This is a genomic window from Neobacillus sp. YIM B06451 (assembly GCF_032667185.1).
GTDB lineage: Bacteria > Bacillota > Bacilli > Bacillales > Cytobacillaceae > Bacillus_D.
On the sequence record NZ_JAVFKJ010000013.1, the window covers coordinates 91,602 to 104,006 of the forward strand.

Consider the following 12,405-nt stretch of genomic DNA (forward strand, 5'->3'; position numbering starts at 1 on the left):
CGTTAAAAGACGGAGAAAATCAGTAGTGGATTGTGGTATACTTTCACGTGACGGAGAGTGATATTGATGGATAAAAACCTAAAAGGAATCGAATTAATGCAGGCCGGGAATTGGGAAGAAGCAGCCATGGCCTTCAATGAAGCAATTGAGGAAAATCCGGGCGATCCGGTCGCATACATTAATTTCGGCAATCTTCTCGCCGTAACTGGGGATGAAGAGCGGGCGTTTAAATTTTTCCAAAAGGCGCTTGAATTGGACGAGAACGCGGCGGCAGCCTACTACAGCATAGGGGCGATTCATTATAACAATAGCCGTTTTGATCAGGCGAAAGGGATGTTCGAGTCCGCCATGAAAAAAGGGCTCGACAGCAGCGACAATTACTTTATGCTCGGGATGTCAGTCGCTCAGCTCGGAAATAAGCGGCTTGCGCTTCCCTACTTGCAGCGGAGCACGGAGCTTGCACCGGACGATGTGGATGCCCGATTCCAGTACGGTCTTTGCCTGGCGGAAGAAGGCATGATCGACCTGGCAATCCTGCAGTTTGAAGAATGCATCAGGCTTGTGCCTGACCATGCAGATGGCTACTACAATCTAGGGGTCGCGTTTGCATTTCAGGAGCAGACAGGCAAGGCGCTTGAAATGTTGAATGAGGCAATTAGGATTGACCCTGGCCACGAGATGGCCCTAAGTGTGAAAAATTTCATTGAAGATGCAATGAATAAAGAAAATTAACCTTTTGTTTGGACGACGTTGCCTGAAGGAGGGATGGTTATGGACCAACAGAATTCTTTAGACCTGTTTTCAGAGCAGGGGAAGTTTGTAAAAGGAAGGCCGATCGTAACGATTTTCCACAATGAAACGAACCTGTATACGGTCGCAAGAATCAGGGTGGATGAAACGAATGACACATATGAAGACAGGGAAGCGGTGGTCACCGGTTATTTCCCGAAGCTACATGACCAGGAGACCTATCTTTTCTATGGAGAATTCAAGGACCATCCGAAATTCGGCCTTCAATTTCAGGCGACCCATTTCCGTAAGGATATCCCTCAGTCCAAACAGGGGGTCATTGCCTATTTGTCGAGTGAAATATTCAAGGGAATCGGCCGGAAAACGGCTGAAAGCATTGTGGAAGTCCTCGGCGAAAATGCAATTTCCCGGATTTTGAACGAGCCCTCGCTGCTTGATTCCGTGCCGAGGCTACCGCCGGACAAGGCGAAAATGCTCTATGATACGCTGATGGAGCACCAGGGGCTTGAACAGGTCATGGTAGCCCTCAACCAATATGGGTTCGGGCCGCAATTGTCTATGAAAATCTACCAGGTATACAAAGAAACGACGATTGACATCATCCAGAAGAATCCTTACCAGCTGGTTGAGGATATTGAGGGCATCGGCTTCGGCCGGGCGGACGAGCTTGGATACCAGCTTGGCATATCAGGGAACCATCCAGACAGAATCAAAGCCGCGTGCCTCTATACGCTTGAAACCGAAAGCATGCAGGCTGGCCATGTCTATTTGGAAGCCCGCGACTTGTTGGAAAAAGTAAAGGCGCTTCTAGAGGAAAATAAGCGGGATGTCATCGATTATAACGATATTACCACCGAGCTGATCAAACTAGAGGAAGAAGGAAAAGTGGCTGGTGAAGGCCAGCTCGTTTATTTGCCATCCCTTTATTTTTCCGAAAAAGGCCTTGTGACAAATATAAAACGGATTCTCGAACAGAAGGAATACAGCGCCCAGTTTCCTGAGTCCGAATTCCTGCTCGCGCTCGGCGATCTTGAGGAACGTCTTGGAGTTGAGTACGCCCCATCACAAAAGGAAGCAATCCAGACCGCGATCCAGTCACCAATGATGATTCTGACAGGCGGGCCGGGAACTGGCAAAACGACTGTCATTAAAGGGATTGTTGAGCTTTATGCCGAACTTCACGGGTGCTCGCTCGATCCTAAGGATTACATGAAAAAGGATGAAGCTTTTCCTATACTTCTCGCCGCGCCGACTGGAAGGGCTGCGAAACGGATGAGCGAATCGACGGGCCTTCCTGCAGTCACCATCCACAGGCTCCTTGGTTTTAACGGCAGCGAAGGGTTCAGCCATGACGAAGAGTCGTCGCTTGAAGGTAAGCTTCTAATCGTCGATGAAACATCCATGGTCGATATTTGGCTTGCGCATCAGCTGTTCAAGGCGCTTCCGGAATCAATCCAGGTCATCCTTGTTGGCGATGAGGACCAGCTTCCTTCTGTCGGCCCAGGCCAGGTACTGAAGGACTTGCTCCGTTCGGAACGAATCCCGACGGTCAGGCTGACGGATATTTACAGGCAGGCGGAAGGTTCATCCATCATCCGCCTCGCCCATGAAATTAAAAACGGAAGCCTTCCTTCAGACCTATCCGCGCAGCAGCCGGACCGGTCGTTCATCAAATGCAATGGAAACCAGCTTGCCCAGGTTGTCGAAAAAGTCGCGGCCAATGCCCGGAAAAAAGGCTACCATGCCCGGGATATCCAGGTGCTCGCCCCGATGTATAAGGGGCCAGCCGGAATCGACAGGCTTAATGTCATCCTTCAGGAATTATTCAATCCGAACCCTGATGGCAAGAGGAAAGAGCTTGCCTTTGGCGATGTGAAATACAGAATCGGAGACAAAGTTCTGCAGCTTGTCAATCAGCCGGAAAGCAATGTATTTAATGGCGATATTGGTGAAATTGTATCCATTTTTTACGCAAAGGAAAATACCGAAAAGCAGGACATGGCCATCATTTCCTTTGACGGGATCGAAGTGACGTATACCCGGCAGGATTTGAACCAAATTACGCACGCTTATTGCTGTTCCGTCCATAAAGCGCAAGGAAGCGAGTTTCCGATTGTCATTTTGCCGATTACCCGCAGCTACTACCGGATGCTGCGCAGGAACCTGATCTATACAGCGATTACCCGGAGCAGGCAGTTCCTTATCCTCTGCGGCGAGGAGGATGCGTTCCGTCTTGGGGTCGAACGGAATGATGAACAAACAAGGCAGACAACGCTTGCCGAAAAGCTAATAGAAGCAATCGAATTGGATTCCGCGGAAAGCAGCCGGAATGAGGTGGCTGGGAATGGTGCAGATTCGACTGCTGAAAATGAGGTTTTGGAAGAGCGTGTCCCTTATGGCAGGGCGTCACTTGAAGAAGTGCTGATGGACACAGACCCGCTTATCGGCATGGAAAACGTTACCCCTTATGATTTCATGTGATTTGCCAAAACTATAAAAGACTTGCAGCCGTCTTGGGTAACATCTTTTGAAGGGCGGGGAAACCTTGAGGACATTTGGATTAATGAAAGGCCTCCCCGTCATTTCGGAAAAGAGCGGGGAACATCTTGGCGCCGTTTCGGATTTGGTTATTGAGGGGGATAAGGTGCGTGGGGTTCTTGTAAAAAAAGGAACCTTCCTGAAGCAGGCGCAGTTTCTCGGAATTGGTTCAATCACATCGATTGGGCCGGACGGTGTCATTATCCCATCCCACGACTGCCTTGAGCGGAATGGAAAAGAAAAAGAAGGTTACACACTGTCTCATCATAGCCCGCTTGCCGGTAAAATGGTCCTGTCAGAGAACGGCGATTCGCTCGGGCTTTTAAATGACGTATATTTTTTGGAAGAAGTGGGCACAATCGTAGGGTACGAACTATCGGATGGATTCTTTTCGGACCTGCAGGAAGGCAAAAAAGTCATTAAACCGGGCGGCCCGCCGGCAATTGGAAAGGATGCCATCATCGTAAATCCCGACACTACGTGAGGTGCCTTTCCTATGTTCAGCTGTCCAAACTGCCAAAGCAAGGATATTGGCAAAATCGGCATCAATCAGTTTTATTGCTGGAACTGCTTTATCGAGCTGTCCCTTGCAAAAGGGCTCATCCATACCCACCAGGTTGAAGAGGATGGAACGTTGAGCTCGCTTGATGATCTTTTTGATGAAAATGAACGCCGTTATTCAAGCTGAAGCCAGGAGTAGAATTCCTGGCTTTTTTGGTTTTCTGACAGGTGCGCTTATTTGGCTGGGGGAAAGTGACAAAGATTGGGCCACGACAGGAAAAAGTGCCCCACAAATCCGTATGAGCGACAAAGATTTGGCCAAATTCCGAAAAGGTGTCCCACAAATCCGTATGAGCGACATTGTTGTGTCAAAAAACGAAAGGGAAGTCATTCAAACCCCGTTGAGTGACATTGTTCGGGCAAAATTCGAAGAGGAAGTCACTCAAACCCCGTTTAGTGACATTGTCGGGGCAAAATCGGAAAAGGAAGTCACTCAAACCCCGTTTAGTGACATTGTTCGGGCAAAATTCGAAAAGGAAGTCACTCAAACCCCGTTAAGTGACATTGTCGGGGCATAATCGGAAAAGGAAGTCACTCAAACCCCGTTAAGTGACATTGTTCGGGCAAAATTCGAAGAGGAAGTCACTCAAACCCCGTTAAGTGACATTGTCCTGGCAAAATACGAAAATGAAGTCACTCAAACCCCGTTTAGTGACATTGTTCGGGCAAAATTCGAAGAGGAAGTCACTCAAACCCCGTTAAGTGACATTGTTCGGGCAAAATACGAAAATGAAGTCACTCAAACCCCGTTTAGTGACATTGTTCGGGCCAAATTCGAAAAGGAAGTCACTCCAACCCCGTTTAGTGACATTGTTCGGGCCAAATTCGAAAAGGAAGTCACTCCAACCCCGTTTAGTGACATTGTTCGGGCAAAATTCGAAAAGGAAGTCACTCAAACCCCGTTTAGTGACATTGTCGGGCCAAAACCCGGAAAGGAAGTCACTCAATCCCCCTGTATGGTATGTGATGATAAACCCCCAAATTCCACTGCTCACCCTACCCGAAAGAATCACCAAAATTATCAAGGTATAAACACGCCCTTTCCTTCAAAAACTAGCGGGGAAGGAGGCTCGCGATGATGAACATCCAAATGAAATGGGTTTACCGGATTGTTTTTTTCCTCCTGCTGCTGTCGACTATTTTTGTATTGATGAAGCTGAAACCCTTTTGGATTCCGGCCGCGCGGGTATTGGGGAATTTGCTTGTTCCATTTTTGACGGCGGGATTCATTACATATTTGCTCCATCCCGTAGTGGAAAAGCTGCATGCCCGCGGAGTCCACAGAGGCATCGCTGTCTTGCTCATTTATATCATTTTTTTTGGAGGGATTGGGCTCGCCCTTTACAAGGGAATTCCGGCCTTTGTATCGCAAATACAGGAACTTTCCGCAAGCGCGCCGGATTTTGCTAACCATTACAGAGGTATGATCGCTAGCCTTGAGGAAAAAACGAAAGCTTGGCCAACAGGCATACAGGAGAGGGTCGACAGGGGAATCTCGGGAGCGGAAGAAAAGGTTAATAGCCTTTTTGATTTCGTTATCGGGGGGCTTGCAGCCTTTACCGACTCAATTCTGACTATTGCCGTCATCCCTTTTATCGCTTTTTATATGCTAAAGGACTATTCCCTGCTAAAAAAAACCTCCTGGTATTTGACGCCAAAGAGATGGCGCCGGCAGGGAATCCGATTTCTCCGTGACGTCGATGAATCGCTCGGGGGCTACATCAGGGGCCAGCTATTGGTTTGCACAATCATGGGCGTGATTTCCTCGCTTCTGTTCTGGCTATTCGGGCTTCGTTTCCCGCTCTTGCTGGGGCTGGTCGTCGCGCTGACCAATGTTATCCCTTATTTCGGGCCGATTATCGGGGCGATTCCGGCTGTCGTTATTGCTGCTTCTTCTTCAGTTAAACTGATATTCATCACGATAGGAATTGTGTTTACCCTGCAGTTTATTGAAGGGAATATTTTATCGCCGTATATTGTCGGAAAAAGCCTCCATATGCATCCGTTGTTAATCATGATGGCATTGCTTGCCGGAGGGGAAATAGGGGGAGTAGCCGGGCTGATACTGGCGGTTCCAATCCTGGCCATCATAAAAGTTGCCATCCTCCATGCGATCGCCATTTTCGTAAGCGGGCCGAGCTGATTTTGGTGGTTTTAATCCTGGCCAATTTAAAAGCCGCCACCCTGCCCCCATTTCGAATTTAGCAAACGGACACCGCTATCCTGAAAAAACCTTTTAACTGAATTGACAAACGTGTTTTGCATCGCTATAATGCTTGCTATAGATGAAATTTGCATCGGATAACATGATGATGGATCGAGTATGTCATTCGCAATCCAACCGCGTTCCGCGGACAGAAAGGGCTTCCTTGGCTGGAAGAAGCCCGGGATGAACGATGGCAGAAGGCTAATCCTGAGTGCAGCTAACCACTGCCGTTATGCCGCGTTAAGGCAGCATTGAGAGATGGGTGGAATTTTCGCCCATAATCAGGGTGGTACCGCGAGGCAAGCTCTCGTCCCTGTCCAGGGATGAGGGCTTTTTTGTGTCCATTTTAAAATTTTTAAGGAGGCATTCCAATGAAACAATTAACAGGTTCTCAAATCAGGAAAATGTTTTTGGACTTTTTCCAGGAAAAAAACCATCACGTCGAGCCAAGCGCATCGCTGGTTCCTCATGACGACCCATCGCTTCTATGGATTAACAGCGGCGTTGCGACGCTGAAGAAATACTTCGACGGGCGTGTTATACCGGATAATCCAAGAATCACAAATGCCCAGAAGTCAATCCGCACGAATGATATTGAGAATGTCGGAAAAACTGCGCGCCACCACACATTCTTTGAAATGCTCGGAAACTTTTCAATTGGCGAGTATTTTAAGGAGGAAGCGATTGAGTGGGCCTGGGAGTTCCTCACTTCGGAAAAATGGATTGGTTTTGACCCGGAAAAATTGTCTGTAACTGTCCATCCGGAAGACCATGAAGCGTATGAGTATTGGAATAAGAAGATTGGGATTCCTGAAGAGCGGATCATCCGCCTTGAGGGGAATTTCTGGGATATTGGCGAAGGCCCAAGTGGACCAAATACGGAGATCTTCTATGACAGGGGACCTGAGTACGGCGATGACCCGAATGATCCGGAGCTATTCCCAGGCGGGGAAAACGACCGTTATCTCGAGGTTTGGAACCTTGTGTTTTCACAATTCAACCACAATCCCGATGGAACGTATACCCCGCTTCCAAAGAAAAATATTGATACTGGGATGGGGCTTGAGCGGATGGCTTCGGTTGTCCAAAATGTACCAACCAACTTCGATACAGACCTGTTCATCCCGATCATCAGGGCAACCGAGGAAATTTCTGGGGCAAAATATGGCGAAAACAAAGAAACCGATGTTGCTTTCAAGGTTATCGCTGACCATATCCGGACTGTTTCGTTTGCCGTTGGAGACGGCGCTCTCCCATCAAATGAAGGGCGCGGCTATGTCCTAAGGCGGCTTCTCCGGCGCGCGGTCCGATACGCGAAGCAAATCGGCATCAACCGTCCGTTCATGTATGAACTCGTTCCTGTAGTCGGGGAAATCATGCATGATTTCTATCCTGAAGTGAAGGATAAACAGGAATTTATTCAAAAGGTTATTAAAAATGAAGAAGAACGCTTCCATGAAACCCTTCATGAAGGCCTCGCTATCCTCGAATCGGTCATGAAAAAAGAAAAAGAAAAGGGCAGTTCAGTCATTTCTGGGGCTGACGTATTTAGGCTGTATGACACATATGGATTCCCGGTTGAACTGACCGAAGAGTACGCGGAAGAAAGCGGCATGACCGTTGACCATAATGGTTTTGAGCAAGAAATGGAAGCACAGAGGGAACGCGCTCGTTCAGCAAGGCAGGATGTAGAGTCGATGCAGGTTCAGAGCGGGGTTCTTGGTGAAATTATAGATGAAAGCACCTTTGTAGGTTATGACCAGCTTGAAACGCAATCCGCTGTATTGGCGATTGTAAAAGACGGTGAATTGACCAACGAGGCATCCGTTGGGGAAGAAATCCAATTTATTCTCGATAAAACGCCATTCTATGCTGAGAGCGGAGGACAGATCGCCGACCAGGGATATGTCGTTGGCGATGGGGTAAAGGTATTCGTAAAGGATGTTAAAAAAGCGCCAAATGGCCAGAACCTCCACCGTGCCGTCGTTGAGGAAGGCACACTGAAGAAAGGCCAACAGGTAGCTGCTGCGGTGAACAGGGAAAACAGGGTAAAAATCATCAAAAACCATACTGCCACCCACCTCCTGCACCAGGCATTGAAGGATGTTCTTGGAACGCACGTCAATCAGGCAGGTTCCCTAGTGGAAGCGGACCGCCTACGTTTTGACTTCTCGCATTTCGGCCAGGTTAAGCCTGAGGAACTCGAGCAAGTTGAAAAAATCGTCAACGAAAAAATATGGCAGAACATTCAGGTTGATATTTCGCTTAAACCGATTGCTGAAGCAAAAGCAATGGGGGCGATGGCGCTGTTCGGAGAAAAATACGGGGACATTGTCCGCGTTGTGAAAGTGGGCGACTATAGCCTTGAATTGTGCGGCGGCTGCCACGTTCCGAATACGTCTGTCATCGGCCTATTCAAAATAGCTGCCGAGAGCGGCATTGGCGCGGGGATCAGAAGGATTGAAGCCGTTACCGGCGAGGGAGCTTACACGCTGCTGAACAGCCAGGTTGATCTTTTAAAAGAAGCCGCTGAAAAGCTCAAAGCAAATCCGAAAGATATTTCTTCAAGGATTGACGGCCTACTGTCTGAAATGAAACACCTTCAGCGCGAACATGAATCCCTGTCCGCAAAGTTGGCCAATATCGAAGCTGGCAACCTTTCATCCAAGGCGAAGGAAGTAAACGGGGTAACACTTCTTTCAGCGAGCGTCCAGGGGCAGGATATGGCAGGGCTTCGCGGTATGGCTGATGACCTGAAGCAGAAGTTGGGTTCGGCAATTATTGTCCTTGGCAGCACGAACGAAGGTAAGGTGAACCTCATCGCGGCTGTGACGGAAGATTTAATCGGCAAGGGTTACCATGCCGGCAAGCTTGTAAAAGAAGTTGCCTCAAGGTGCGGAGGCAGCGGAGGCGGGCGCCCTGACATGGCGCAGGCAGGAGGGAAAGATCCATCGAAACTTGATGGCGCGCTTCAGTATGCGGAGGAATGGGTTAAATCAATTTGATAATCATGGCAAGTAGTGTAGAATAAACATATTACATCCTAATTCTAAAGGCGAGGTGCATGCATATGAGCTCATTGGACAAGACGATGAGATTCAATTTTCCTGAAGAGCCATTTGAACATGATGTAGATGAAGTCCTTTTCCAAGTGCACGAAGCGCTTCAGGAAAAAGGGTACAACCCAATCAACCAGATAGTCGGCTATCTTCTCTCGGGCGACCCTGCATACATCCCGCGCCATAAGGATGCCCGCAACATCATCAGGAAACTTGAGCGGGATGAAATCATTGAAGTGCTTGTTAAATTTTATTTGAAGCAAAAGCGCGGAGGCTGATATGCGGATTTTGGGACTCGACGTCGGCTCAAAAACGGTCGGCGTCGCCCTCAGCGACGAATTCGGATGGACCGCGCAAGGTCTGGAAACAATTAAGATCGATGAGGAAAAAAATGAGTTTGGTTTTGGCCGTTTAGGTCAAATAATAAAAGAGTATGGCGTTGAGAAGGTTGTCATTGGCCTGCCAAAAAACATGAATGGCACTCTTGGACCCCGGGCTGAAGCAAGCAAACGTTATGCAGAAGATGTGGAAAGCCGCTTTTCCGTGCCGACCGTGTTGTGGGACGAGCGCCTGAGCACGATGGCTGCGGAGCGTGTATTGCTTGAAGCTGATGTGAGCCGGAAAAAGCGTAAAAAAGTCATTGATAAGATGGCTGCCACGATGATCTTGCAAGGATATCTTGATAGTAAAAAGTGAAGGGTGAAAAATATGGAACACGGCGATAACCAGATTGTAGTAGTAGACGAAAACGGCACCGAACAATTATACGAAATCCTTTATACATTTGAATCAGAGGAATTCGAGAAATCCTACGTGCTATACTATGCCGCAGGGGCGGATGACAGCGATGATGAGGAAATTGAAATCCATGCTTCCTCTTTTATCCCGGGCGCCGAAGGAAAAGCCGGCGACCTGCTGCCAATCGAAACGGATGAAGAGTGGGACATGATCGAGGAAGTATTGAATACATTCCTTGATGAGCAAGAAGATCACGAAGACTAATAAGAGGTTGGGGCCGGCTTGCCGGCTCCTCTTTTTTTGGATTTTTAGTAAAAGACCACGTGGAAATCAACAAAAAAATCTGGCGCAATCTCCTCCAAGATACAACCTTGCCGGGTGAAATTGACAAGAAAAACAACTTGTGCTGAAATGGAGACGGTAGTTTTTTATTAAAGTAGTGTATAATAGGCAAAATGCAGTGACCAATTCATAGTGGAAGGCAGGTCCTGTCGCAAACAGGAGGGGGAAGCAGAATGTCTGCTGATTCAAAAAATACAAAAAAGGATTTAATCCGCAAAAAAATGATCGAGCACCAGAGCGAAGCGAAAATTGTCAGGAAAATTGTCCTTTCAATTTCGCTTGCATTCATTATACTCGTTGGCTTAATCGGTGGCGGAGGTTATTTGTATGTTAAGTCGGCCCTCGAGCCTGTAGACCCGTCCAGCAAGGAAATCAAGGAAGTTGCCATTCCTATAGGTTCCTCGGTTTCAGGGATTGCGGAGACACTTGAAAAGAATGGGATTATTAAGAATGCACGAATTTTCAAGTATTATGTAAAGTTTAACAATGAGTCGGGTTTCATGGCCGGCGATTATAAAATGACGCCATCAATGACCATCCCAGAAATCATCAAAAGCCTGAAAACCGGTAAAGTGGTCTTAAAGGAAAAGCACAGGCTAACTATACCGGAAGGGAAACAGCTTGCTGAAATCGCGGACTTGATGGCAAAGGTAACTGGACAAACCCAGGAAGAGGTACTTCAAAGGCTTAATGACCGCGAATTCGTCAATGGCCTTATGAAAAAATACCCCGACTTGCTGACAAATGAAATTCTTGGGGAAAAAATTAAATATCCGCTCGAAGGCTATCTTTTTCCGGCAACATATCCAATTACAAAGGAAAATACCACAGTCGATGAGCTGGTTTATGAAATGCTTGATAAGACAAAAGCTATTCTCTCCCCTTATTCGAAACTTATGAAGGAAAGGGAATATACACCTCATAAGCTCTTGACGATGGCTTCCCTTATAGAGGAAGAGGCAACCGAAAAGGCGGACCGCCACAAAATTTCAAGTGTTTTCTTTAACAGGATTGAAGCGGGAATGCCGCTGCAGACTGACCCGACTGTCCTGTATGCTCAAGGAAAACATAAGGATCGGGTCCTTTATAAAGATCTCGAGGTCGATTCTCCGTACAACACGTATAAATATGCGGGCATGCCGCCAGGGCCAATTGCAAATGCCGGTAAAATGTCAATTGAGGCGGCTCTGAATCCTGAGGAAACAGATTTTTATTATTTCCTTGCATCGAAGGACGGGCAAGTCCATTTTTCAAAAACACTTCAAGAACATAACCGATTAAAGGCCAAGTATATTACGAATAACAATTAAAGCAAGATGGGGAAAAACCGTGGATTTTCCCCGTTTTTTGTGGTAAAATTGTTCAAGTGTTTTATATAAATCAGGGGCCAAGCCCCTTTCATGAAGGATTACGTTACAGGGAAGAGGGGGCGGCTCCCCTTGAAAATAAACAATAGCGTCCAATACGGCAAGCCGGCCTCGCCGGATGCATACCCGTTATGCTCCTTGCTGTAAACGCTATTTTTTCATGTTTAAAGAAGTACATGCCATAAACTTCGGAGTGGTAAACGTGTTGGATGAAAAGCTGCAAATGTATTTAGAAAGCCTGCTCCCTCCTCGGAGAGGCTTATTCGCTGAAATGGAGGAATATGCGAGGGAACACCATGTTCCAATCATGGAGCCGGCCGGAATGGAAGCGCTCCTCCAAATATTGAGGATCCATAACCCGAAAAGAATACTTGAAATTGGAACTGCCATCGGCTATTCGGCCCTCCGAATGGCGGATGCCCTTCCTGATGCGACAATCATCACGATTGAACGCGACGAGGAGCGGTACAGTGTTGCCCGGAAAAATGTTGAGGCCGCAGGCGCATCTGGTAAGGTCGAACTTCTATTCGGCGATGCCCTTGAAACCGCCGGCGAAGTTGAATCATTCGCGCCATTTGACGCGATTTTTATTGATGCCGCCAAGGGACAGTACCAAAAATTCTTTTCCCTTTATGCGCCGTTCCTACGGGCAGGAGGAATCATGATTACGGATAATGTTTTATTCAAAGGGCTTGTATACGAAAGTGAAGCGGAGAACGGTAGGCTTGGAAAACTTGCACGAAAAATACATGGCTATAATGTTTGGCTTACAGGGCTTGAGGACTATGTGACAACGATTCTCCCTGTTGGCGACGGAGTGGCGGTCAGCTATAAAAAGAGGTGA

14 protein-coding genes are annotated in these 12,405 nt (G+C 47.6%); 13 read left to right on the plus strand and 1 reads right to left on the minus strand.

The window, feature by feature from the left end; genetic code table 11:
* Window positions 1-66 precede the first annotated feature (66 nt).
* The 5 genes from RB160_RS18445 to RB160_RS18465 all read left to right on the plus strand — a co-directional run bounded on the left by RB160_RS18445 (window position 67) and on the right by RB160_RS18465 (window position 4,367).
* Window positions 67-732 (plus strand): tetratricopeptide repeat protein, encoded by a 666-nt coding sequence (locus RB160_RS18445; RefSeq protein WP_316571902.1) that lies wholly within the window; start codon window positions 67-69, stop codon window positions 730-732.
* 39 nt (window positions 733-771) lie between these two features.
* Window positions 772-3,231: an SF1B family DNA helicase RecD2 gene (gene recD2 / locus RB160_RS18450; protein WP_316571903.1), complete on the plus strand. Its 2,460-nt coding sequence runs from the start codon at window positions 772-774 to the stop codon at window positions 3,229-3,231.
* 64 nt (window positions 3,232-3,295) lie between these two features.
* Window positions 3,296-3,772, plus strand: coding sequence for a PRC-barrel domain-containing protein (locus RB160_RS18455; protein ID WP_316571904.1), 477 nt, complete (start codon window positions 3,296-3,298; stop codon window positions 3,770-3,772).
* A 12-nt stretch (window positions 3,773-3,784) separates the two neighbouring features.
* The gene (locus RB160_RS18460; protein ID WP_316571905.1) at window positions 3,785-3,976 is read left to right on the plus strand and encodes a hypothetical protein; all 192 of its coding nucleotides are present in this window, start codon (window positions 3,785-3,787) and stop codon (window positions 3,974-3,976) included.
* A complete protein-coding gene (locus RB160_RS18465) occupies window positions 3,948-4,367 on the plus strand; it encodes a hypothetical protein (protein WP_316571906.1) in 420 nt (139 codons plus the stop codon). The genes RB160_RS18460 and RB160_RS18465 overlap by 29 nt, the downstream gene beginning before the upstream one ends.
* A gap of 180 nt (window positions 4,368-4,547) precedes the next feature.
* On the opposite strand, the gene RB160_RS18470 is transcribed toward RB160_RS18465, so the two are convergent.
* A complete protein-coding gene (locus tag RB160_RS18470) occupies window positions 4,548-4,874 on the minus strand; it encodes a hypothetical protein (RefSeq protein WP_316571907.1) in 327 nt (108 codons plus the stop codon).
* Between the two features lie 53 nt (window positions 4,875-4,927).
* Here RB160_RS18470 and RB160_RS18475 point away from each other — a divergent pair, with 53 nt between their 5' ends.
* The 8 genes from RB160_RS18475 (at window position 4,928) to RB160_RS18510 (ending at window position 12,405) form a co-directional block, all read left to right on the plus strand.
* The gene (locus RB160_RS18475) at window positions 4,928-5,992 is read left to right on the plus strand and encodes an AI-2E family transporter (protein WP_396954744.1); all 1,065 of its coding nucleotides are present in this window, start codon (window positions 4,928-4,930) and stop codon (window positions 5,990-5,992) included.
* 180 nt (window positions 5,993-6,172) lie between these two features.
* Window positions 6,173-6,310 (plus strand): hypothetical protein, encoded by a 138-nt coding sequence (locus RB160_RS18480; protein WP_316571909.1) that lies wholly within the window; start codon window positions 6,173-6,175, stop codon window positions 6,308-6,310.
* Between the two features lie 116 nt (window positions 6,311-6,426).
* Window positions 6,427-9,060: an alanine--tRNA ligase gene (alaS, locus tag RB160_RS18485; protein WP_316571910.1), complete on the plus strand. Its 2,634-nt coding sequence runs from the start codon at window positions 6,427-6,429 to the stop codon at window positions 9,058-9,060.
* Window positions 9,061-9,125: 65 nt separating this feature from the next.
* A complete protein-coding gene (locus RB160_RS18490) occupies window positions 9,126-9,392 on the plus strand; it encodes an IreB family regulatory phosphoprotein (protein ID WP_048825694.1) in 267 nt (88 codons plus the stop codon).
* 1 nt (window position 9,393) lies between these two features.
* Window positions 9,394-9,810, plus strand: coding sequence for a Holliday junction resolvase RuvX (gene ruvX / locus RB160_RS18495; protein ID WP_316571911.1), 417 nt, complete (start codon window positions 9,394-9,396; stop codon window positions 9,808-9,810).
* Window positions 9,811-9,822: 12 nt separating this feature from the next.
* Window positions 9,823-10,116 carry a DUF1292 domain-containing protein gene (locus RB160_RS18500; protein ID WP_316571912.1) on the plus strand — a complete coding sequence of 98 codons (294 nt, stop codon included), beginning with the start codon at window positions 9,823-9,825 and terminating at the stop codon, window positions 10,114-10,116.
* Between the two features lie 251 nt (window positions 10,117-10,367).
* Window positions 10,368-11,504: an endolytic transglycosylase MltG gene (mltG, locus tag RB160_RS18505; RefSeq protein WP_316571913.1), complete on the plus strand. Its 1,137-nt coding sequence runs from the start codon at window positions 10,368-10,370 to the stop codon at window positions 11,502-11,504.
* A 259-nt stretch (window positions 11,505-11,763) separates the two neighbouring features.
* A complete protein-coding gene (locus tag RB160_RS18510; protein ID WP_316571914.1) occupies window positions 11,764-12,405 on the plus strand; it encodes an O-methyltransferase in 642 nt (213 codons plus the stop codon).

What these genes read in the sequence shown, in the direction of transcription:
- alaS (WP_316571910.1), top strand. Translation starts at nt 6,427, where the DNA reads ATGAAACAATTAACAGGTTCTCAAATCAGGAAAATGTTTTTGGACTTT.
- RB160_RS18480 (WP_316571909.1), top strand. Translation starts at nt 6,173, where the DNA reads ATGTCATTCGCAATCCAACCGCGTTCCGCGGACAGAAAGGGCTTCCTT.
- mltG (WP_316571913.1), top strand. Translation starts at nt 10,368, where the DNA reads ATGTCTGCTGATTCAAAAAATACAAAAAAGGATTTAATCCGCAAAAAA.
- RB160_RS18445 (WP_316571902.1), top strand. Translation starts at nt 67, where the DNA reads ATGGATAAAAACCTAAAAGGAATCGAATTAATGCAGGCCGGGAATTGG.
- RB160_RS18465 (WP_316571906.1), top strand. Translation starts at nt 3,948, where the DNA reads ATGAAAATGAACGCCGTTATTCAAGCTGAAGCCAGGAGTAGAATTCCT.
- RB160_RS18490 (WP_048825694.1), top strand. Translation starts at nt 9,126, where the DNA reads ATGAGCTCATTGGACAAGACGATGAGATTCAATTTTCCTGAAGAGCCA.
- RB160_RS18500 (WP_316571912.1), top strand. Translation starts at nt 9,823, where the DNA reads ATGGAACACGGCGATAACCAGATTGTAGTAGTAGACGAAAACGGCACC.
- ruvX (WP_316571911.1), top strand. Translation starts at nt 9,394, where the DNA reads ATGCGGATTTTGGGACTCGACGTCGGCTCAAAAACGGTCGGCGTCGCC.
- recD2 (WP_316571903.1), top strand. Translation starts at nt 772, where the DNA reads ATGGACCAACAGAATTCTTTAGACCTGTTTTCAGAGCAGGGGAAGTTT.
- RB160_RS18475 (WP_396954744.1), top strand. Translation starts at nt 4,928, where the DNA reads ATGAACATCCAAATGAAATGGGTTTACCGGATTGTTTTTTTCCTCCTG.
- RB160_RS18460 (WP_316571905.1), top strand. Translation starts at nt 3,785, where the DNA reads ATGTTCAGCTGTCCAAACTGCCAAAGCAAGGATATTGGCAAAATCGGC.